The organism is Streptomyces sp. SCSIO 75703, assembly GCF_036607905.1.
Taxonomy (GTDB): domain Bacteria; phylum Actinomycetota; class Actinomycetes; order Streptomycetales; family Streptomycetaceae; genus Streptomyces.
In genome coordinates this window covers 4,431,563-4,450,686 of the sequence record NZ_CP144555.1, presented here as the reverse complement: position 1 = coordinate 4,450,686, position 19,124 = coordinate 4,431,563, and the positions used below count along the sequence as shown (strand labels likewise).

17 protein-coding genes and 1 tRNA gene are annotated in these 19,124 nt (G+C 74.8%); 8 read left to right on the top strand and 10 right to left on the bottom strand.

Features of this window, described 5'->3' with window-relative positions:
- Positions 1-30: 30 nt before the first annotated feature.
- Positions 31-1,299: a peptidoglycan-binding protein gene (locus tag VM636_RS19545; protein ID WP_030418379.1), complete on the bottom strand. Its 1,269-nt coding sequence runs from the start codon at positions 1,297-1,299 to the stop codon at positions 31-33.
- Between the two features lie 205 nt (positions 1,300-1,504).
- On the opposite strand from VM636_RS19545, the gene VM636_RS19540 reads away from it, so the two are divergent.
- The 3 genes from VM636_RS19540 to VM636_RS19530 all read left to right on the top strand — a co-directional run bounded on the left by VM636_RS19540 (position 1,505) and on the right by VM636_RS19530 (position 5,812).
- A tRNA-Lys gene (locus tag VM636_RS19540) sits at positions 1,505-1,578 on the top strand.
- 338 nt (positions 1,579-1,916) lie between these two features.
- Positions 1,917-3,878, top strand: a complete 1,962-nt coding sequence (locus VM636_RS19535; protein WP_030418380.1) for a cellulose synthase catalytic subunit — start codon at positions 1,917-1,919, stop codon at positions 3,876-3,878.
- On the top strand, positions 3,875-5,812 hold the full coding sequence (locus tag VM636_RS19530; protein WP_030418381.1) for a kelch motif-containing protein: 1,938 nt from the start codon (positions 3,875-3,877) through the stop codon (positions 5,810-5,812). Before VM636_RS19535 ends, VM636_RS19530 begins: the two co-directional genes overlap by 4 nt.
- 224 nt (positions 5,813-6,036) lie before the next feature.
- On the opposite strand, the gene VM636_RS19525 is transcribed toward VM636_RS19530, so the two are convergent.
- From VM636_RS19525 to VM636_RS19500, 6 genes are all read right to left on the bottom strand, one after another.
- The gene (locus VM636_RS19525; protein WP_053913955.1) at positions 6,037-7,071 is read right to left on the bottom strand and encodes a glycoside hydrolase family 6 protein; all 1,035 of its coding nucleotides are present in this window, start codon (positions 7,069-7,071) and stop codon (positions 6,037-6,039) included.
- Positions 7,072-7,145: 74 nt separating this feature from the next.
- Positions 7,146-7,868 (bottom strand): class F sortase, encoded by a 723-nt coding sequence (locus tag VM636_RS19520; RefSeq protein WP_051821177.1) that lies wholly within the window; start codon positions 7,866-7,868, stop codon positions 7,146-7,148.
- Positions 7,865-8,416 (bottom strand): hypothetical protein, encoded by a 552-nt coding sequence (locus VM636_RS19515; protein WP_030418384.1) that lies wholly within the window; start codon positions 8,414-8,416, stop codon positions 7,865-7,867. Before VM636_RS19515 ends, VM636_RS19520 begins: the two co-directional genes overlap by 4 nt.
- A gap of 119 nt (positions 8,417-8,535) precedes the next feature.
- A complete protein-coding gene (locus tag VM636_RS19510; RefSeq protein ID WP_030418385.1) occupies positions 8,536-9,315 on the bottom strand; it encodes an HAD-IIA family hydrolase in 780 nt (259 codons plus the stop codon).
- A 231-nt stretch (positions 9,316-9,546) separates the two neighbouring features.
- Positions 9,547-10,362 carry a hypothetical protein gene (locus VM636_RS19505; protein WP_338485233.1) on the bottom strand — a complete coding sequence of 272 codons (816 nt, stop codon included), beginning with the start codon at positions 10,360-10,362 and terminating at the stop codon, positions 9,547-9,549.
- Between the two features lie 518 nt (positions 10,363-10,880).
- Positions 10,881-12,077, bottom strand: coding sequence for an ROK family transcriptional regulator (locus VM636_RS19500; RefSeq protein ID WP_338486411.1), 1,197 nt, complete (start codon positions 12,075-12,077; stop codon positions 10,881-10,883).
- Positions 12,078-12,483: 406 nt separating this feature from the next.
- On the opposite strand from VM636_RS19500, the gene VM636_RS19495 reads away from it, so the two are divergent.
- The 3 genes from VM636_RS19495 (at position 12,484) to VM636_RS19485 (ending at position 15,023) form a co-directional block, all read left to right on the top strand.
- Positions 12,484-13,563 (top strand): Gfo/Idh/MocA family oxidoreductase, encoded by a 1,080-nt coding sequence (locus VM636_RS19495; RefSeq protein WP_338485232.1) that lies wholly within the window; start codon positions 12,484-12,486, stop codon positions 13,561-13,563.
- Positions 13,560-14,039, top strand: coding sequence for a heme-degrading domain-containing protein (locus tag VM636_RS19490; protein ID WP_030418389.1), 480 nt, complete (start codon positions 13,560-13,562; stop codon positions 14,037-14,039). Before VM636_RS19495 ends, VM636_RS19490 begins: the two co-directional genes overlap by 4 nt.
- A 111-nt stretch (positions 14,040-14,150) precedes the next feature.
- Positions 14,151-15,023: an LLM class F420-dependent oxidoreductase gene (locus tag VM636_RS19485; protein ID WP_338485231.1), complete on the top strand. Its 873-nt coding sequence runs from the start codon at positions 14,151-14,153 to the stop codon at positions 15,021-15,023.
- A 129-nt stretch (positions 15,024-15,152) separates the two neighbouring features.
- On the opposite strand, the gene VM636_RS19480 is transcribed toward VM636_RS19485, so the two are convergent.
- The 3 genes from VM636_RS19480 to VM636_RS19470 all read right to left on the bottom strand — a co-directional run bounded on the left by VM636_RS19480 (position 15,153) and on the right by VM636_RS19470 (position 17,341).
- The gene (locus tag VM636_RS19480; RefSeq protein WP_338485230.1) at positions 15,153-16,010 is read right to left on the bottom strand and encodes a fumarylacetoacetate hydrolase family protein; all 858 of its coding nucleotides are present in this window, start codon (positions 16,008-16,010) and stop codon (positions 15,153-15,155) included.
- A 207-nt stretch (positions 16,011-16,217) separates the two neighbouring features.
- Positions 16,218-16,928: a YidC/Oxa1 family membrane protein insertase gene (locus VM636_RS19475; protein WP_338485229.1), complete on the bottom strand. Its 711-nt coding sequence runs from the start codon at positions 16,926-16,928 to the stop codon at positions 16,218-16,220.
- A 101-nt stretch (positions 16,929-17,029) separates the two neighbouring features.
- A complete protein-coding gene (locus VM636_RS19470) occupies positions 17,030-17,341 on the bottom strand; it encodes a DUF6412 domain-containing protein (RefSeq protein WP_030418393.1) in 312 nt (103 codons plus the stop codon).
- Between the two features lie 218 nt (positions 17,342-17,559).
- Here VM636_RS19470 and VM636_RS19465 point away from each other — a divergent pair, with 218 nt between their 5' ends.
- Positions 17,560-18,576, top strand: a complete 1,017-nt coding sequence (locus VM636_RS19465; RefSeq protein ID WP_338485228.1) for a hypothetical protein — start codon at positions 17,560-17,562, stop codon at positions 18,574-18,576.
- A gap of 52 nt (positions 18,577-18,628) precedes the next feature.
- Positions 18,629-19,102: a very short patch repair endonuclease gene (locus VM636_RS19460; protein WP_199825495.1), complete on the top strand. Its 474-nt coding sequence runs from the start codon at positions 18,629-18,631 to the stop codon at positions 19,100-19,102.
- The last annotated feature ends 22 nt before the right edge of the window (positions 19,103-19,124 follow it).

Sequence of the window (19,124 nt, the reverse complement as noted above, 5' to 3'; positions counted from 1 at the left end):
CGTGGCCCCGGAGCCGCCCGGGGCGGGCGGTCAGGAGAAGAGGCGCCGCCAGGTCTCGGGGCCGGGGTAGCCGTCCGCCGCGCCGCCCCGCCAGCCCTGGGCCCGCTGGAACGCCTCGACGTTGCGCCGGTCCGCCTCGGTCCAGCGCGGCCCCGGTCCGGTCGTGTAATGGGCGCCGTGGCCCTTGGCGACGAGCCGTTCGCCGAGCTGGGTGACGTAGGCGTTGACCGCGCCCGGCCGGAAGGCGCCGCGGCCCGGGAAGCCGGGCACCCCGTGCGAGGCGGGCGGGGCGATGTCCTTGCCCTTGCCGCCGGCCAGCAGTCGCCAGGTGGTGGGGCCGGGGAGCCCGTCGGCGTCCTTGCCACGCCAGCCCTGGGCGCGCTGGAACGCCTCGGTCGCCCGGCGGTCCGCCTCCGTCCAGCGCGGCCCGGGGCCCGAGGTGTAGAAGTGCCCGCCGCCCCGGGCGACGAGCATGGTGCCGAGCCGGGTGACGTGCGCGTTGACCGCGCCGGGGCCGAAGGCGCCGGTGCCCGGGAAGCCGCTCGCCGAGGGGGCGCCGGCGGCACCCGTGGTGACCCCCTTGTAGCGGTAGGGCACGTACTGCGCGGAGTTGCTCCAGTAGGCGTAGGGCGTGGTGCGGGCCAGGGTGGAGGGCTTGGTCTGCTCGTAGGCGAGGTAGGTGGTGCGGGAGGAGTCGGTCCAGCCGCCGAAGATCGTGACGTGGGAGCCGTTCGTGGGATTGGCCGCATTGTGGAAGAGGAGTATGTCGCCCGGCTGGAGTTCCGCCTTGGTGATGCGGACGCCGTACTGCGCGAGGCTTCCCGTCCATTCGTTCCCGGGCAGGTTCCAGGCCATCGACACATAACCCGAGCAGTCCTGCCGATAACCGTCGGACCAATACGCCGAAAGGCTGTACGGAACCTTCGCGGTGACCCATTTCCGGGCCCGGTCGATGATCTCCGAGCGGGTGATGGCGGGCAGGGCCGGCGCCGCGGTCGGGGTCGCCGTCTTGCCCACGTTCCCGTACAGGGGGCCCGGCTCCCCCTGCGGGCTGTCCCCCTCCTCCGCTGCGGGAACGCCGGGGAAGTGGGCCGCGTGGGCGGTGGTCGGGACGGTCACCCCCGCTCCGGCGCCGAGTGCGGCGGTGGTGGCGGTGGCCACGATCACGGCCCGGTGCGACGCCGGATGGGCCAGTCCCCTGCCGGCCCGGGAATGCGGGAGGACGCGGTGCCAGAGGCGGCACCCCGGGCAGTCGCAATCGCTCGCGGGATCGATGTCCTCGAATACCGGAGTCGCCATGCGATTCCCCTCACACTCACGATGGAACGTTCCGCGGCGGTACATGTCGTTAGTTTCTCAACTGTCTTCTCCACTCGCATGTTGACGGTCCGAACGATGGAATGCTCTGCCGAATGGAGGACCCCTGGCGGGTGAGCGGGGACCGCCCCCGGCGCGGTGGTCGGGAGCACGCCCCGGCGTCCGGTAGAGTGGGCGCGGTCAGCAGGCGCCGCTAGCTCAGTTGGTTAGAGCAGCTGACTCTTAATCAGCGGGTCCGGGGTTCGAGTCCCTGGCGGCGCACCGACACCGGAAGGCCCTCCGTTCCCACGGGGGGCCTTCCGCGTCCCCGCGTCCCGGAGTGCCGGGACCCTCTTGCGATCATGACGAACGCCGTAGAACCCTGGTCCGGCTGGGCGCCGGGCCGGCAGCCCGCGGACCCGGGGGAGGGTCCGTGCGCGGCCGGATGCCGAGGGGGGCATCATGCAACCGGGAATCGCCGTCCCATGTCTCTATAAGGTGTGGGGATGCCGTGGTGACAGCAGCCCACCATTGACACGTCTGTGACGGCGGAGGGGGACCCCTCACAGACGAAGGAAGCGACGAAACACGCGCTGACCCGCGTGTGGGGGGATGACTCAATGACGTCGACGCCGACGGGCGCCGGGCGGGACGACGACCCGTCCCGGACCACCCAGCTCAGGGTGGTCTCGCACCGCAGCGGCAACACGGGGGCCTTCCGCCGGATAAAGAAGACCCTGCCGCGCTACGACTACGAGCACTACAGCCGGCTCGCCGGCCCCCTCACCCAGCCCGATCCCGGCCGGCCCTACCGGGTCCAGTACCGCTCGCTGCTCTCCCAGGAGCCGCACCGCGTCCGGGTCGCGCTGATGCTGGCCGCGGCGCCGCTGCTCTCGGTGGTGCTGCTGGTGTGGCTGCTGCGCCCCGAGCACTGGACCGAGCGCGACTACCCGGCCTTCGACTGGCTGCCCGCGCTCGACGTGGTGATGCTCGTGGCGATCGGCCTCATCGAGCTGTTCCGCTGCCTGAACGTCCTCTCCAACGCCCACGCCACCCTGGTCGCCCGCGACCCGGTCCCCGTGGTGCCCGAGACCGGCACCCGCGTGGCCTTCCTCACCTCCTTCGTGCCCGGCAAGGAGCCGCTGGAGATGGTGACGAAGACCCTGGAGGCGGCCGTCAGGATCCGCCACCGCGGCCTGATGCACGTCTGGCTCCTGGACGAGGGCGACGATCCGGAGGTGAAGGCGGTCTGCGCGCGCCTGGGCGTGCACCACTTCTCCCGCAAAGGGGTCGCCCGCTGGAACCGGCCCAAGGGACCGCACCGCGCCAAGACCAAGCACGGCAACTACAACGCGTGGCTGGAGGCGCACGGCGACGACTACGACTTCTTCGCCTCGGTCGACACCGACCACGTGCCGCTGCCCAACTACCTGGAGCGGATGCTCGGCTTCTTCCGCGACCCGGACGTCGGCTTCGTCATCGGCCCCCAGGTGTACGGGAACTACGACAACCCCATCACCAAGGCCGCCGAGTCGCAGCAGTTCCTCTTCCACGCGCTCATCCAGCGGGCCGGCAACCGCTACGGGTCGCCCATGTTCGTCGGCACCTCCAACGCGGTGCGCATCACGGCGCTGAAGCAGATCGGCGGCCTGTACGACTCGATCACCGAGGACATGGCCACCGGCTTCGAGATCCACCGCCACAAGAACCCGGCCACCGGACGCCGCTGGCGCTCGGTCTACACGCCGGACGTGCTCGCGGTCGGCGAGGGCCCGAACGCCTGGACGGACTTCTTCACCCAGCAGATGCGCTGGTCGCGCGGGACCTACGAGACGATCCTCACGCAGTACTGGAAGGGCTGGTACTCCCTGCCTCCGGGCAAGCTCTTCAACTACACCATGATGATCATCTTCTACCCGATGTCGGCGCTCAACTGGATCCTGGCCGCGCTGAGCTGCGCCCTCTTCCTGGGCCTGGGCGCCTCGGGCGTCAACATCGACCCGGTGGTCTGGCTGATGCTCTACGGCAACGCCTCCGCCCTCCAGATCGGGCTCTACGTCTGGAACCGCCGCCACAACGTCTCCCCGCACGAACCCGAGGGCTCCGGCGGCGTGGCCGGCATGGTCATGTCGGCGCTGTCGGCGCCGCTGTACGCGAAGGCGCTCATCGACTCCGCGCTGCGCCGCAAGAGCAAGTTCGTGGTCACGCCCAAGGGCGACTCGGCCAGCCCGGACACGCTCTTCGGGACCTTCCGGTACCACTGGTACTTCATCGTGATCTTCGGTGCCTCGATCGCCGCCGGCTTCGTCTTCGGGCACTCGCACCCCGCCATGATCGTCTGGGCGTGCTTCGCGCTGCTGATCACCGCCTCGCCGATCTTCGCCTGGCGGCACTCGCTGCGGGAGGCGAGGAAGAAGCCCGTCGCGGCGGCTCCCGCGGAGCCGCGCACCCAGCCCGTGGACACGGCGCCCGCGGGACCGCCGTACCCGTCGCAGCAGCAGCCGTCGTGGGGTGCGCCCGACGGCACCGATGAACAGACCATGCAGATCGCCCTTGGTGGACTTGGGGGACGTAAGGAATGAAGGACCGTGCCGGCCGCCGCCGGGCCCGTCGCTTCGCGATAGGCACCGCGGTGGTAGTCGCGCTGGCCGGGATGAACGGGCCGTGGCTCTACCGCTTCGGGACCGAGAAATACCACCAGTACGCAATCAACAAGCCGGAGTACAAGGCCGAGAACGGCAAGTGGGAGATCGTCGAGTTTCCCGAGGAGTACCGGCAGAACACCATCCACGCGGCGCTGCTGCACACCGGCAAGGTGCTGCTCGTCGCCGGATCGGGCAACAACAAGAAGAACTTCGACGCGAAGCAGTACGACACGCGCATCTGGGACCCGGTCGAGGGGACCATCAAGAAGGTGCCGACGCCGTCCGACCTCTTCTGCACCGGCCACACCCAGCTCGCCAACGGCAACCTGCTGATCGCGGGCGGCACCAAACGCTACGAGAAGCTGAAGGGCGACGTCACCAAGGCCGGCGGCCTGATGATCGTCCACAACGAGAACCCCGACAAGCCGATGACGCTGCCCGCGGGCACCCGCTTCACCGGCAAGGGCAGCGGCAAGACCTTCGTCTCCAAGGACCCCGTGCTGGTGCCGCGCGCCGAGAAGGTCTTCGACCCGGCCACCGGCGCCTTCCTCCGCAACGACCCCGGCTACGGCCGGGTCTACGTCGAGGCGGACAAGAGCGGTTCCCAGTACGAGACCGGCACCGAGGACAACTACCGCATCCACGGGCTGTCGGGCGAGGACGAGCGCAACACGTACGGCATCGCGCAGAAGCTCGCCCTCGACAAGAAGGACTTCCAGGGCATCCGGGACGCCTTCGAGTTCGACCCGGTCGCCGAGAAGTACATCAAGGTCGACCCGATGCTGGAGGCCCGCTGGTACCCGACGCTCACCACCCTGAGCGACGGGAAGATCCTCAGCGTCTCCGGCCTCGACGACATCGGCCAGATCGTCCCGGGCAAGAACGAGATCTACGACCCGAAGACCCGCAAGTGGACCTACACCGACAAGGTCCGCCAGTTCCCCACCTACCCGGCGCTGTTCCTCAAGCAGGACGGCAAGATCTTCTACTCGGGTTCGAACGCCGGGTACGGGCCGGACGACGTGGGCCGCGACCCGGGCATCTGGGACGTGGAGAGCAACACGTTCACCGAGATCCCCGGGCTGAGCGACGCCGACATGCTGGAGACCTCCGGCACGGTGCTGCTCCCGCCCGCGCAGGACGAGAAGTACATGGTGATCGGCGGCGGCGGGGTCGGCGAGTCCAAGCTCGCCAGCAACAAGACCCGCCTGGTCGACCTGAAGGCGGACGCGCCGAGGTTCGTGGACGGGCCGACGATGGAGAAGGGCACGCGCTACCCGCAGGCCTCGCTCCTGCCCGACGACACCGTGATGGTCTCCGGCGGCTCGGAGGACTACCGGGGCCGCAGCGACTCCAACATCCTCCAGGCGCGGATCTACGACACGGCGAGCAACACCTTCCAGCGGGTCGCCGACCCGCTGGTGGGCCGCAACTACCACGCCGGGTCGATCCTGCTGCCCGACGGCCGGCTGATGTTCTTCGGCTCCGACTCGCTCTACGGCGACAAGGCCAACACCAAGCCGGGCACCTTCGAGCAGCGCATCGAGATCTACACGCCGCCCTACCTGTACCGCGACTCGCGGCCCGACCTGTCGGGCGGTCCGCAGACCATCGAACGCGGCGCGTCGGGCACGTTCACCTCGCGGGCCGCGGCCTCGGTGAAGAAGATGCGGCTGATCCGGCCGAGCGCGTCGACACACGTCACGGACGTCGACCAGCGGTCCATCGCGGTGGACTTCGAGGTCTCGGGCGACCAGGTGACCGTGACCGTGCCACAGGGCAAGAACCTGGTCCAGTCGGGCTGGTACATGCTCTTCGCCGTCGACGACCAGGGCACGCCGAGCAAGGCGCAGTGGGTCAAGGTGCCCTGACCCGGCACCGGCACCGGGCCGGCACCACGGGCACACCGGGGGCGCCCTCCGTCGCGGAGGGCGCCCTTCGCCGTGGCCGGGGGCCGCCCGTCCGAGCGCGGGAGGCGTTCGGCCACGGGCGGCGGCTTCCGTCCGCGGGCGGGCCGGCCGCGCGGGGACGGGCCGGGCCCGCGCGGCGGGACAGCCGGAGGCGCGGAGCAGGTCAGCCGGGCCCGCGGGGCGGGTCAGCCGGAGGCGCGGGCCAGGTCGAGCGCGTACTCGGGCCACCAGCGGCCGGCCCGGGGGCCGCCCTTGCACTCGCCGTCCGACTCGCCGGGCCGCTTGATCCACAGGTAGGCGTCGACCAGCGGGTCGGCCGTCTCGGTCGTCGGCGTCTCGCCGAGGGCGCGGCCGGGCGGGTTGCACCAGCGTTCGCCGGGATCGCCTCCGGTGTAGGGGCCGTTGCCGTTGCGGCTGGTGTCGATGACGAAGTGCTTGCCGCCCACCTTGGCGGAGAGCCGCTTGCCGTAGGCGAGGGAGTCCTCGGTGGAGTAGAAGTTGGAGACGTTGACCGCGAAGCCGTCGGCCTGTTCGACGCCGGCCCAGGTCAGCGGCTCGTGGATCTGGTCGGGGTCGCCCCAGCCGGCGTTGCCCGCGTCCAGGTAGACCGCGGTGTCCTTCAGCGCGGCGAGCGTGGCGACGGCGCCCTTGAGCAGGTCGTAGCGCTCCTCGTGGAACTCCTCCGGGGTGCAGCCGTCGACCAGGTGCAGCACCGCGTCCGGTTCCAGGATGACCGTGGCGGGCCGGTCGCCGATGCCCTCCGCCACGGCGGCGACGAAGGCGCGGTAGGCGTCGCCGTCGGCGGCGCCGCCCTGGGAGTACTGGCCGCAGTCGCGGTGCGGGACGTTGTAGAGGACGAGCAGCGCGGTGCGGCCGGCCTTCGCCGCGGCCTCGGTGAAGGCGCGGGCCTGCTCCCGCGGGTTCTCCGGGCTGATCCACTCGGCGGCGGGGTAGGCGGCGATCTTGCGGATCTGCGCGGCCTGGTCCTTCTTGCCGTCGCGGGCGAGGGCGGCGGCCTCGTGGGCCGCGGTGCCCTCCGGGTTGACCCAGAACGGGCCTTCCGCGGCGGGCCGTTGGGTGATGCCGGTGCCGCCGCCGTCCTTCGCGTCGTCCTTCGCGTCCTTCGTGCCGGAGCATCCGGCGAGCAGCAGTGCCGCCCCCAGCGTTGCCGCGGAGATCCGCCGTGCGGACGTCCTCCCGGCTCGCCTGCCGCCGTCCATCCCACCCCCACCTGACCGCCTGTGCGAACGCCCAATCCTGACACACGGGGCCGGGCGGACGGGGGCGGAGCGGGTCAGGCGCGGGCGCCGGCCGGGGTGCCGGGCCCGGTGTCCCCGGCGGGCCCGGCCTCGGTGCCCGTGAGGTAGGCGGAGACGACCACGTTGGCCGAGTAGCCGCCGGTGGCCGGGTCGAAGGTGCCGCCGCAGGTGATCAGCCGGAGTTCGGCGCGGCCCGTGGCGCGCGGGCCGTACGCCTGGCGGGCGTCGAAGCCGTCGCGGTCCAGGACCCGGATGTCGTCGACGGTGAAGCGGGCGGTCGCGCCGTCCGCGCGGACCACCCGGATCGTCTCGCCGGGCTCCATGGTGCTGAGTTCGTAGAAGACGGCGGGCCGGGTGTCGGTGTCGACGTGGCCGACGAGCAGGGCGGCGCCGGCGGCGCCGGGCGTCGTGCCGTCCGCGTACCAGCCGACGGTGTCCGCGTCGGCGAAGGAGGGTGCCTCGATGGCGCCGTCGCCGTCGAGGCCGGCGGGCACGACGGGCGCCCGCAGGCCGAGGCCGGGGATGTCGACCCGCTCGGGCGGGGCGTCGCCGAGCGGCCGGTGGGCCGGGGGCAGCCGTACGCCGGGGGGCCGGCCGGCCGCCGCCATGTCGCCGGTGGCGGGCCGGGCCGCCGCGCCGGCCGGGTCGGACTCGCGGCCCCACAGCCACAGGGCGAGCAGGAGCACCGCCCAGGCCACGCCGGTCACCAGCCGGCCGGAGCCGGTCCGGGCCCCGGCGGGCGGGGAGACGTCGGTCATGGCCGGCGCGCCTCCCGCGTCCGGCGCCGCCGGACGCCGCCGAGGGCGACGGCCACCGCCGCGACGCCCGCGAGGGCGAACCCGGTCACCGCGTGCCCGGTGCCGGGGGCGTCGGCGCGGGCGTCGTCGCCCGAGGCCAGCCGCGCGGTGCCGCCGCCGCCCGCGTGCACCGGCGCGACCGGGGTGGCCGGGGCGTCGGGCCGGCCGGTGCCGTGGCGTTCGCCGACGGTGAGGGTGCCCTCACGGGCCCGGTCGCCGCAGGTGACACGGACGGCGTAGACGCCGGCGGTGACGGAGGCGCGGACCCGGCTGGAGCCGGTCAGCGTGCCCTGCGAGCCGGAGACGGAGAGCCGTACGTCGGATTCGAAGGCGGCCGACACGGCGACCGCCGTGCGTTCGGTGCAGTCGGTCACGCGGAGCGTGACGTCGGAGCCGGGGGCGGGCGCGGCCGGGTCGACCGCGACGCCGCCGTCCGCCGCGTACGCCTGCGGGGTGAGCGCGGCGGCCAGGAACACCGCGGCACAGAGAGTGACTTTGCGTGAACCCATCGTGCACCTCCAGTTACCTGGAGAGTCCCCCGCGGGCCGGGCCCCCGCACGCCGGTGCGGGGGCCCGCTGCGCCGGTCGGGTGACCGACGCCGGGCCCCGCGTCCGGGGCCCGGGACGGTCAGACCCGGTCGACCAGGTCGGCGATGGAGTCGACGACCTCGGAGGGACGGAAGGGGAAGTCCTCGACCTGTTCGGGCCGGGTCAGGCCGGTGAGCACCAGGAAGGTGCGCATCCCGGCCTCCATGCCGGCCAGCACGTCGGTGTCCATGCGGTCGCCGATCATCGCGCTGGACTCGGAGTGGGCGCCGATCGCGTTGAGCCCGGTGCGCATCATCAGCGGGTTGGGCTTGCCGGCGAAGTACGGCTGCTTGCCGGTGGCCTTGGTGATCAGCGCGGCCACCGCGCCGGTCGCCGGAAGCGGCCCCTCGGCGGAGGGGCCGGTCTCGTCGGGGTTGGTGCAGATGAAGCGGGCGCCGGCCTCGATCAGCCGGACCGCCTTGGTCATCGCCTCGAAGGAGTAGGTGCGGGTCTCGCCGAGGACCACGTAGTCCGGTTCGTGGTCGGTGAGGATGTAGCCGATGTCGTGCAGGGCGGTGGTCAGACCCGCCTCGCCGATGACGTAGGCGGAGCCGCCCGGCCGCTGGTCGTCCAGGAACTTGGCGGTGGCCAGCGCCGAGGTCCAGATGGCCTCGACGGGCACGTCCAGACCCATGCGGCGCAGCCGGGCGTGCAGGTCGCGCGGCGTGTAGATGGAGTTGTTGGTGAGCACCAGGAACGGCTTGCCCGACTCGCGCAGCCGCTTGACGAAGGCGTCGGCGCCGGGGATCGGTACGCCCTCGTGGATGAGCACCCCGTCCATGTCGGTGAGCCAGGACTCGATGGGCCTGCGGTCTGCCATGCGCGGGTTCTCCTGCCGTACGCGGTCCAGCGGTGACCTCCAGCCTAGACACTCACCCGATCTTGGGGAATGGTCGGCTTCCGGCGGCTTCCTTCCAGCCGTCCGCATACGCGGTGGGTTTGCCGCCGATGTCCACCCGGCCGAGCCGGAGGACCTCCCTGCCCGCCGTGCGCCGGCGCGGCGCGACCGCGTCGGCGGTCGGGGGCGTCGGCGGGTCGGGGGCGTCGGCGGTCAGTGGCGTCGGTGGGTCAGGAGGAGGGCCGTGCCGCCGGCGGCGAGGAGCAGGGCGGTGACCGCCAGGGCCGCGTTGAGGCGGCCCCGTCCGGTGCCGGCGAGCTGGTCGGCGAAGGGGAAGGCGCCGCGCCGCCCGTCCGGGGTGGAGGCGACCGAGGGGGCGACGGGGCCGGCGCCCCGGCCGGTGCCGCCCTCGCCGGAACCGATGCGGAAGCGGTAGTCGTCCGACTGGCCGACCCACTCCCCGTCGTCGCCCCGGCGCTGGACGACGGCCGCGGTGGCCGTGACGTCGCCCGGCGCGGTGTGGGCGGCGAACGCGAGGCGCACGGTGACGGTGAGGGTCTCGCCGGGCCGGACGGTGAAGCCCCGGAAGGGGGCGGCGGGGGCGGTGCCGCCGGGAGCGGGAGAGGGTTCCTCACCGAAGGGGGCGACCAGTTCGTCCCGGTCGGTGTGCTCGAAGGCGACGGGGTACGTACGGCCCTCGTCGTCGAACTCCAGGTGCGGCTGCGTGGGCGCGAGGTCGTGCCGCTCGTCGACGAGTAAGAGGACGGGGTGGACGCCCTCGCAGGCGCGGGAGGTCGTGTTGGTGAGGTCCAGGTACCAGGTGCCGGGGCCGCCGCCGGGCTCGTAGTCGTCGGGGCCGCCGTGGATGCGGGTGGTGAGGGGGAACTCGTGGCCGTCCTCGGCCGCGGCGCAGGCGGGCAGCGGGGCGCGCGGTTCCGCGGCGGCGGGGGTGGGCGCGGGGGCCGCGGCGGCGGCCAGCAGGGCGGCTGCCGCCGTCAGGGAGGCGGAGGCGGGCGCAAACGGTCGCATAGGCACATGAGCGTGTCGGAGGGTCCGGCCACAGGGCACCGCCGTCCGAGCGCGTCCGCCCGAACGGCCGCACACCCCCGCACGCCTGGCCCACCACCGCCTGGGACATCCGGGCTACACGGGGCGCGCCCGCAGGCGGGCGGTGCACGCGGGCCGCACTCGTACGCGACCGGCGCCGAGCCCGGCTCGGGGTACGCGGGGGCGGGCGGGCCCCGCCACACGGAAGGCCGGGGTGAGGGTGCCTGGGCCGGGTGGTGGCGGGCGTTCCCTCGCGGAAGGCCCGGGTACCGACCGGGGCCGAGCCCGGCCAGGGCGCACCGGGCGGGCCCCACCGCACGGAAGGCCGGGGTTGAGGGTGCCTGGGCGCCCGGTGACGGCGGGCGCTCCCGCGTAGAGGGGGCGGCGGAGTGCCGGGGACCGGCACCGTACCGGCCGTCGCACCGGGCCGGGGCCCGCGACCGCGTCCGTAGCGTCTGTGGCCCGTCCGGCGCGCGGCGACGTCCCGCCGTGGCGGGTGGTCAGGCGTCGTCGCGGCCGAAGAGGGGGGCCAGGTGGAGCTGGGCCGCGCCCTCGGCGACCACACGGGCCCCGCCGGGGGCGATCCGGACCGGGACGGCGGCGTCACGCCCGCCCGCGCGCCGGGCGCGGGCGTCGAGGACGGCGCCGACCCCCTCGGTGAACGCGCCGGGCGCGGTGGCGACGGTCCGGCCGCCGAGGAGGACGAGGTCGATGTCGAGGAGTCCGGCGAGGTTGGCCGCGCCGGTGCCCAGCACGCGGGCCGCCTCGGCGAGGTCGCCGCGCGCGACGGCGGCCAGGCACAGTGCCTCGACGCAGCCCCGGGCGCCGCAGGTGCAGGGCGGTCCGTCGAGTTGGACGACCTGGTGCCCGAACTCGCCGGCCCCGGTCCGGGGTCCCCGGTGCACGCTGCCGCCGATCACCAGCCCCGCGCCGAGTCCCGTGGCGAGGTGCAGGTACGCGAAGGAGCCGCGCTCCCCGCCCACCGCGAGCGCGAGCGCCGCCGCGTTGGTGTCCTTGTCGACGACGACGGGCACGCCGAGCCGCCGGGCGAGCGCGTCCCGCAGCGGGAAGCCGTCCCACTCCGGGAAGCCGGTCACCCTGCGCAGGACGCCCCTCACGTGGTCGAGGGGACCGGGCAGCGCGACCCCGAGCCCGAGGAGCGTCGGCGGCCAGGCGGGCTCCCCGGGACCCGCGCCGCCCCCGCCGCCCCCTCTCCACCCGGTGTCCCCCGGGCGACCCGGACGCGGTCGCCCTCGCGGCGGGGCTCCCGCCGGTGCCCGTGCGAACAGTTCGGTCGCGGCCCGGACGACGCCGCCGAGCACGGCCTCCGCCCCCGCGCCGAGGTCCAGCGGTGCGCGGTGTTCCGCCAGGACGGCGCCCGTCAGGTCGGCCAGCACCGCGCGCAGTTCGTCGCGGTCCAGGTGGACGCCGAGGGCGTGTCCGGCCTCCGGCACGAGCCGCAGCACGGTGCGGGGTTTGCCGCCGGTGGAGGCGCGGCGCCCGGCCTCGGCGGCGAGCCCGTCCTCCCGCAGCCGTGCGGTGATCTTGCTGACCGCCTGGGGGGTGAGCCCGGTCCGCTCGGCGAGTTCGAGCCGGCTGATGCCCTCCTCGCCGGCGGTGCGCAGCAGATCGAGCACGAGGGCGGCGTTGTGGCTGCGCAGCGCGAGCAGGTTGGCCCCGCCGGGCGCGTTCCGCAGCCCGCCCGGCGCGCTCCGCGAGCCGCCGCCGCTCCCCCCGCCGCCGTACCCGCCGTACGCCCCCGTACCCCCGGCCCGCGCGCCTCCGGCGCCGCTCGACGCGCCCGGCACCCCGCCGTCCCCCGCGTCCGCACCCGGCGACACGCCGACGCCCCGCGCGCCGCGCCCGCCGACCGACACGCCGGACGACACGCCGGGCCGGGCCCCGCCACCCCGCGACACGCCGCCGCTCGCGGCACCGTTCCCGTGCGCGGCACCGGCGTGTCGCGCGCGGTCGCCCGCCGTGCCCGCCGGCTCGTCGCGGGGAGCGCCGTCCGCCCTGCCGTCCCTACCGTCGTTCGCCCTGTCCACGTCGCCATTGTCCCCGGCGCTTGCACTATGGCAACACCGTTGCGAAAGTAGCCGTATGACTGCTACTCCCCCCGGCACCCCCGTGCGCGTCGGCCTCATCGGCTACGGGCTCGCGGGCTCCGTCTTCCACGCCCCGCTGATCGCCGCCACCGAGGGCCTCGTCCTGGACACGGTCGCCACCTCGCACCCGGAACGGCAGGCGCGGGCCCGCGCCGCCTTCCCGGAGGCACGCACCGTCGCCGGCCCGGAGCAGCTCCTCGACCGGGCCGGCGACCTGGACCTCGTCGTGATCGCGTCCCCGAACAAGACGCACGTACCGCTCGCCACGGCCGCCTTGGAGGCGGGTCTGCCGGTCGTCGTGGACAAGCCGGTCGCGGGCACGGCGGCCGAGGCGCGCGAGCTGGCCGCCCTCGCCGAGGAGCGCGGCCTGCTGCTCTCCGTCTTCCAGAACCGCCGCTGGGACAACGACTTCCGCACCCTGCGCAAGCTGCTCGCCGAGGGCGCCCTCGGCGACGTGTGGCGCTTCGAGTCCCGCTTCGAGCGCTGGCGGCCCAAGCCCAAGGGCGGCTGGCGCGAGTCCGGCGACCCCGCCGAGATCGGCGGCCTCCTGTACGACCTGGGCAGTCACGTCGTCGACCAGGCCCTCGTGCTGTTCGGCCCGGTGAGCGCCGTGTACGCCGAGGCGGTCGTCCGGCGCGCGGGCGCGGAGGCGGACGACGACACGTTCATCGCCCTCACCCACGCCGGCGGCGTCCGCTCCCACCTGTACGTCTCCGCCACCACCGCCCAGCTCGGCCCGCGCTTTCGCGTGCTGGGCTCGCGGGCCGGGTACGTCAAGTACGGCCTCGACCCGCAGGAGGCGGCGCTGCGCGAGGGCGCGCGGCCCGGCCCCGGCTGGGGCGAGGAGGACGAGTCGCTGTGGGGCCGCGTCGGCTCCGGCCAGTCCCCGGTGACCGGCGGCGGACGCGTGGAGCCCACCCTTCCCGGTGACTACCCCGCCTACTACGCCGCGGTGGCGAAGGCGCTGCGCGAGGACGGCCCGAACCCGGTCGGCGCCCGGGAGGCCGCCGCCGCCCTGGACGTGCTGGAGGCCGCCCGCCGCTCTGCCCGCGACGGGGTGGTGGTGTCGCTGTGACCCGCGAACGGCCCTCCGTGCCCACCGTCGAGGAGCTGGAGGAACAGGAACGCCGCCTGGTCCTTCGCCGGTTCACCGAGGACGACGCCTGGGCGCTCGGCTCGCTGCTGGTCGGCATGGCCCGCGAGCGGCACGCCCCGGTCGCCGTCGACATCCACCGCGCCGGGCGCCAGCTCTTCCGCGCGGCACTGCCCGGCTCGGCCCCGGACAACGACGCCTGGATCGACCGCAAGCGCCGGGTGGTGGAACGGTACGGCTGCGCGTCGTACCTGGTGGGGGCGCGGTTCCGGGCCAAGGGCACCACGTTCGAGGAGTCCTCCCGGCTGGACCCGGACACCTACGCGGCGCACGGCGGCTCCTTCCCGATCACCGTGGCGGGGGTGGGCGTGATCGGCGCGGTGACCGTCTCGGGACTTCCGCAGGCCGAGGACCACCTGCTGGTGGTGGAGGCGCTGCGGCGGTTCCTCGCCGGCTGACGAAGGGCCCTGCCCCGGACGGCGGTACGCGGGAACCGGCGGCGTTTCCCTCCGGTCGGCACGCGGCACAGACGACGTGACGGTCGGTGCCCACCGGAGGGATCGGAAGAGATGAGCGACACGAGGAGCGCGCTGAGGAAATCCGTCGGACGCTACGGCGTCTGGAGCACCGGACTGCGCTCCGAGGACCCCGCGGGACGCGCCCGACGGGCGGAGGCGGCGGCCGAGCTGGAACGGCTCGGGTTCGGCGCGCTGTGGCTCGGCGGCAACAGCGCCGCCCGGCACGCCGCCCCGCTGATCGAGGCGACCTCGCGGATCGTGGTCGGCACGAGCATCCAGAGCGTCTGGGAGCACACGGCCGCCGAGGCCGCCGCCGGCTTCGCGGAGCTGGAGGTGGCGCACCCCGGGCGCTTCGTGCTGGGGCTCGGGGTGAGCCACGGTCCGCGCGTCGCGGGGTACCGGCGTCCGTACGCGGCGATGACCGGGTACCTCGACCACCTGGACCGGGCGGGGCTGCGGGCGGACCACCGGGTGCTGGCGGCGCTGGGCCCGAGGATGCTGGAGCTGGCCCGGGACCGGGCGGGGGGCGCAATCCCGTACCTGGTCACGCCGGAGCACACGGCGCGGGCCCGCGAGACGCTGGGCGAGGGGCCGCTGCTGGCCCCGGAGTTCAAGGTGGTCCTCGACGCGGACCCGGCGAGCGCCCGGACGACGGCCCGCGCCTGCCTCGCCCGCTATCTCGAACTGCCCAACTACACCCGGAACTTCCTGCGCCTCGGCTTCACGGAGGAGGACGTCGCGGGCGGGGGCAGCGACCGCCTGGTCGACGCTCTGTTCGCCTGGGGGGACGAGGACACGATCCGCCGCCGGATCACCGCCTTCCACGAGGCCGGCGCCGACCACGTGGCCCTCCAGGTGGTCCAGCCCGCCCCCGACGCCCTCCCCCGCCCCGCCTGGCAGACCCTCGCCGCCCTCCTCGCCTGACGGCCGCCAATCCCCGGAAGGCGCGGGGCACCAGCGGGGCGCCAGGCGACGAGCCCCGCCCGCACCCGCCCGCGATCCCGCCGCCGGCGGAGCGCAGCCGCCGCGCGGGGCTCCTCCGCCGAGCGGCCGCTACGCGGGGCGCATCTCCTGCCGCTGCCTCCCCACCCCCTCGATCTCCAGCTCGACCACATCCCCCGCCCGCAGATACGGCTTCGGCTCGGGCTGCCCCATCGCCACCCCCGCCGGGGTCCCGGTGTTGACGACGTCACCGGGGTACAGCGTCATGAACCGGCTGAGGGAGCGGACGACTTCGCCGACCGGGAAGATCTGGTCGGCGGTCGTGCCGTCCTGCCGCAGCACCCCGTTCACCCACAGCCGCAGCGGCAGCCGCTGCGGGTCGGGCACCTCGTCGGCGGTGACCAGCCAGGGCCCGAGCGGGTTGAACGTCTCGCAGTTCTTGCCCTTGTCCCAGGTGCCGCCCCGCTCCATCTGGAACTCCCGCTCCGACACGTCGTGCGCGACGGCGTACCCGGCGACGCACGCCAGCCCTTCCCGCGCCGACTCCAGGTACCGCGCCGTACGCCCGATGACGACCGCCAGTTCCACCTCCCAGTCGGTCTTCACCGAGCCGCGCGGCACGAGCACCGGGTCGTACGGGCCGACCACCGTGTCCGGCGCCTTGAGGAAGACGACCGGCTCGGCGGGCGTCGCGGCCCCGGTCTCGCGGGCGTGGTCGTGGTAGTTGAGCCCGATGCAGACGACCTTGCCGATGCGCGCCACCGGCGGCCCGACGCGCAGCCCGGCCGGATCGAGGACGGGCAGCCGGCCGGCGTCGGCGGCGGCCCGTACGCGGTCGAGCGCGGCGGTGTCGGCGAGCAGCGCGCCGTCGATGTCGGGCACGAGGCCCGACAGGTCGCGCAGGGCCCCGTCGGCGTCGCGCAGTGCCGGACGCTCCGCTCCCGCCGTACCGACTCGCAGCAGCTTCATGATCCACAGCTCCCTGGGTAGGGGGTGCCCGCCCGGGGACGCGGCCGGGTGCGGCCGTGCGCGCGGCCCTGGAGGACCGGCCGATCCTCCAGGGCCCGCGGCGGCTCCGCAAGACCGCGTTCACCCAGCGGACGGCGATCACCGGGGTGGGGCGTGGCGTGCCGGCGGGGGCGCCTGCCCCGTACCGGCCGCGTGCCGGAAGGCCGCTCACCGGTGCAGGACGGCCCGTTCGACGGTGCTCCACGCCGTGCTGGTGACGACGTACAGGGCAGCGGCGAGCGGCACCACGGCGACGGTGACGAGCGTGAGATACGGCGTGAACGACGCCACCCTGGCGACCGCGCCCAGCCCCGGCACCCGCTCCCCCTCGTCCGCGAGCGGCGCCGGCCGGTCCGCCGCCGCGCGCCGGGCGAGCCGGTGGCCGAAGGCGGCGACGACCGCCACGACGGCCAGCAGCACCCCGTACACCAGGACGGCACCGGGGCCCGCGCCGCCGGAGAGGGCGTCGGCGAGACGGCCGCCGAGCGGGGCGTCGACGAGCCGGTGGCCGAGGAGGCCGTTGGGCCGGCCGCCGACGGAGGTGCTGGAGAAGAGGTGGTAGAGCAGGAAGAAGGCGGGGAGCTGGAAGAGGCTCGGCAGGCAGCCGGAGAGCGGGGAGACCTTCTCCGCTGCGTGGAGTTCCATGACGGCCCGCCGGAACCGCTCCGGGTCCTTCCCGTGCCTGCGGCGCAGTTGGGCGATCCGCGGGGCCAGCGCGGTGCGCGCCTTCTGGCCGCGGGCGGCGGCGCGGGACAGCGGGTGGACGAGGAGGCGTACCAGGGCGGTGAACAGGACGATGGCGGCGGCCGCGGCGGACGCGCCGAACAGCGGCTGGAGCAGGTCGGCGAGGCGGCCGACCAGATCGGCGAAAACGGACATGAGCGGGTGAGCCCTCCGGGGGTCTCGTCGTGCCGGGTGGAAAGAGGCGGCATGACGACCCGCGCGGGGCGGGACCTCACCTGACGTGAGGGAGAGACGCCCTACGCGGCGGTCGCCGGGAGGGCACGCCCGGGTGCCCGGGGCCGTCGGCGGCCCGGGGCGTCGGGATCGCGCTGGGGCAGGAAGGCCGTACGGCGGTCCCGGTCGCGGAGGGCGGTGCGCACCCGGGTGGGGGCCACGACGGGCGCGCGGCGGGCGGCGGCGAGGGCACACGCGGCGAGCGCGGCACCGGCCGCCGCGGTGGCGGCGAGTCCGACGGCGAGGGAGAGCGGACCGGCGTCGACGAGGGCGACGGGCAGCAGCACGAAGAGCAGCGCGAGCAGGGGCCGCGGAAGCGACCGTACCCGGTTCACCCGCACCCCTCCTTCCGGCGTCGCCGTCCCGGCCGGCACCCCGGACCGCACCGGCCCGGCGGAGCACGGAACCGTTCCTCCGACCCATCCGCTCGTCCCCCAGTTATACAGGGCCCGGCGCGGGAGGCGCCCCGGCCTTCCCCCCCCGCCCCCCTCCCACCGGGGCCGGCCCCGGGGACACCTGCCCTCCGTCACCCGGCGGCAGTACGGTGTCCCCCATGCGCCCCGACACGCCTGCCGCACACGTCGACCACGCCGCCGAGGCCGCCCGTCTGGAGCGGACCGCCGGCCTGTACCCCGAGGACGCCGAGGCGCTGCTGCTGCGCGCCGCCGCCCACCGGGAACTGGGCGGCGACCGCCCCGCCGCCACCGCGCTCTACGACCGCCTGCTCTCCTCGCCGGACGGCGCCGAGAACCCGTCCCTGGTCCGCGCGCTGAAGGCGGCGAACCTGTGGGAGTACGGCCACGAGGCGGAGGCCAGGGCGATCATCGACGGCGTCCGCACGGCGTCGCCGGCCGATCCGGCGCCCTGGGTGGTGGTGGCCGAGTCGCTGGAGACCCACGACGAGCTGGAAGCGGCGCACGAGACGCTGACCGAGGGCGCCCGCCGCGTCCTGACCGGCGTGGCGGAACCGCCCCACGCGGCCCGCCCGCTCCTCGTCGCCCGGCACCGGGTGCGGCGCATGCTGGGCGCCGCGCACGACGACTGGGACCGGCTGGCGGACACCCTGCACTCCCTGCCGGTCACCCTGGACGAACTGCACGACCCGAAGCGCGTGTGGTCGCTGGGCTCGGAGGAGCCGGCCGAACTGGAGGCCGAGCTGTCCCGGCTCCGCGCCGAACTGGGCGCCTACCGGGCGGCGCTGTCCCGCCCCTTCCCGGTGGCGATGCTCCACTGGCCCGCCGGCGAGCTGGCCGAACTGACCGGGGCGTACCCGTCGCTGGCCGCCGAGTACCCCTCCCGCGAGGAGCACCTCGCCTCGATAGAGACGGCCCTGCGCGACCTCGCCGCCTCCGGCACCCCCAACCTCGGCGTCGTCCACGGCACGGTCCCCTCGTACGAGGCGTTCGCCGCCTCCGAGGCCGCCTCCCCCGCCGACGCCTCCCTCCTCCCCCAGTACGCCACCACCCTCGCCGCCCGAGGCCACGCCGTGCCCTGGCCACCCCAGCGCGGCACCCCCTGCTGGTGCGGCACCACCCGCGCGTACGAGGGGTGTCACGGGGTCGAGGGATGAGACACGGCGAACCTGCGGTCCCCGTCGGGGGATCGGGGTCCGGTGGAGGGTGGTGCGGACGGTGAGGACCACCGCGCGGACCCGGGCGCGGATGAGCAGGCAGAAGAGCCGTGACACGGAGGTCGAACTCACCCTGCGGCGGGCGCTGCACGCGGCGGGACTGCGCTACCGGGTCCATCGACGGCCGCTGCCGGGCGTGCGGCGGGAGGCGGACGTGCTGTTCAGTCCCGCCAAGGTCGCCGTCTTCGTGGACGGTTGCTTCTGGCACGGGTGCCCGACACACGCGACCTGGCCGAAGAACAACGCGGAGTTCTGGCGCACGAAGATCGAGGGGAACCGGCGCCGCGACCGCGACACCGACGAACGACTGGCGGCCGCCGGCTGGTTGGCGGTACGCGTGTGGGAGCACGAGGACCCGATCCAGGCCGCCGATCGGGTGAGGGAGATCGTGACGGAGCGCCGCGCGGAGCGCGAACTCGCCAGGGCGAACCGCCGTTCCGGGGCCGCCGCCTCCCCGCCGGCGTGACCCTCGACAGGGCCGGTCGGGC

Coding starts and splice junctions, on each gene's coding strand:
- VM636_RS19480 (WP_338485230.1), bottom strand. CDS start 16,010: ATGAAGCTGCTGCGAGTCGGTACGGCGGGAGCGGAGCGTCCGGCACTG.
- VM636_RS19545 (WP_030418379.1), bottom strand. CDS start 1,299: ATGGCGACTCCGGTATTCGAGGACATCGATCCCGCGAGCGATTGCGAC.
- VM636_RS19465 (WP_338485228.1), top strand. CDS start 17,560: ATGCGCCCCGACACGCCTGCCGCACACGTCGACCACGCCGCCGAGGCC.
- VM636_RS19535 (WP_030418380.1), top strand. CDS start 1,917: ATGACGTCGACGCCGACGGGCGCCGGGCGGGACGACGACCCGTCCCGG.
- VM636_RS19485 (WP_338485231.1), top strand. CDS start 14,151: ATGAGCGACACGAGGAGCGCGCTGAGGAAATCCGTCGGACGCTACGGC.
- VM636_RS19510 (WP_030418385.1), bottom strand. CDS start 9,315: ATGGCAGACCGCAGGCCCATCGAGTCCTGGCTCACCGACATGGACGGG.
- VM636_RS19505 (WP_338485233.1), bottom strand. CDS start 10,362: ATGCGACCGTTTGCGCCCGCCTCCGCCTCCCTGACGGCGGCAGCCGCC.
- VM636_RS19515 (WP_030418384.1), bottom strand. CDS start 8,416: ATGGGTTCACGCAAAGTCACTCTCTGTGCCGCGGTGTTCCTGGCCGCC.
- VM636_RS19520 (WP_051821177.1), bottom strand. CDS start 7,868: ATGACCGACGTCTCCCCGCCCGCCGGGGCCCGGACCGGCTCCGGCCGG.
- VM636_RS19475 (WP_338485229.1), bottom strand. CDS start 16,928: ATGTCCGTTTTCGCCGATCTGGTCGGCCGCCTCGCCGACCTGCTCCAG.
- VM636_RS19495 (WP_338485232.1), top strand. CDS start 12,484: ATGACTGCTACTCCCCCCGGCACCCCCGTGCGCGTCGGCCTCATCGGC.
- VM636_RS19530 (WP_030418381.1), top strand. CDS start 3,875: ATGAAGGACCGTGCCGGCCGCCGCCGGGCCCGTCGCTTCGCGATAGGC.
- VM636_RS19525 (WP_053913955.1), bottom strand. CDS start 7,071: ATGGACGGCGGCAGGCGAGCCGGGAGGACGTCCGCACGGCGGATCTCC.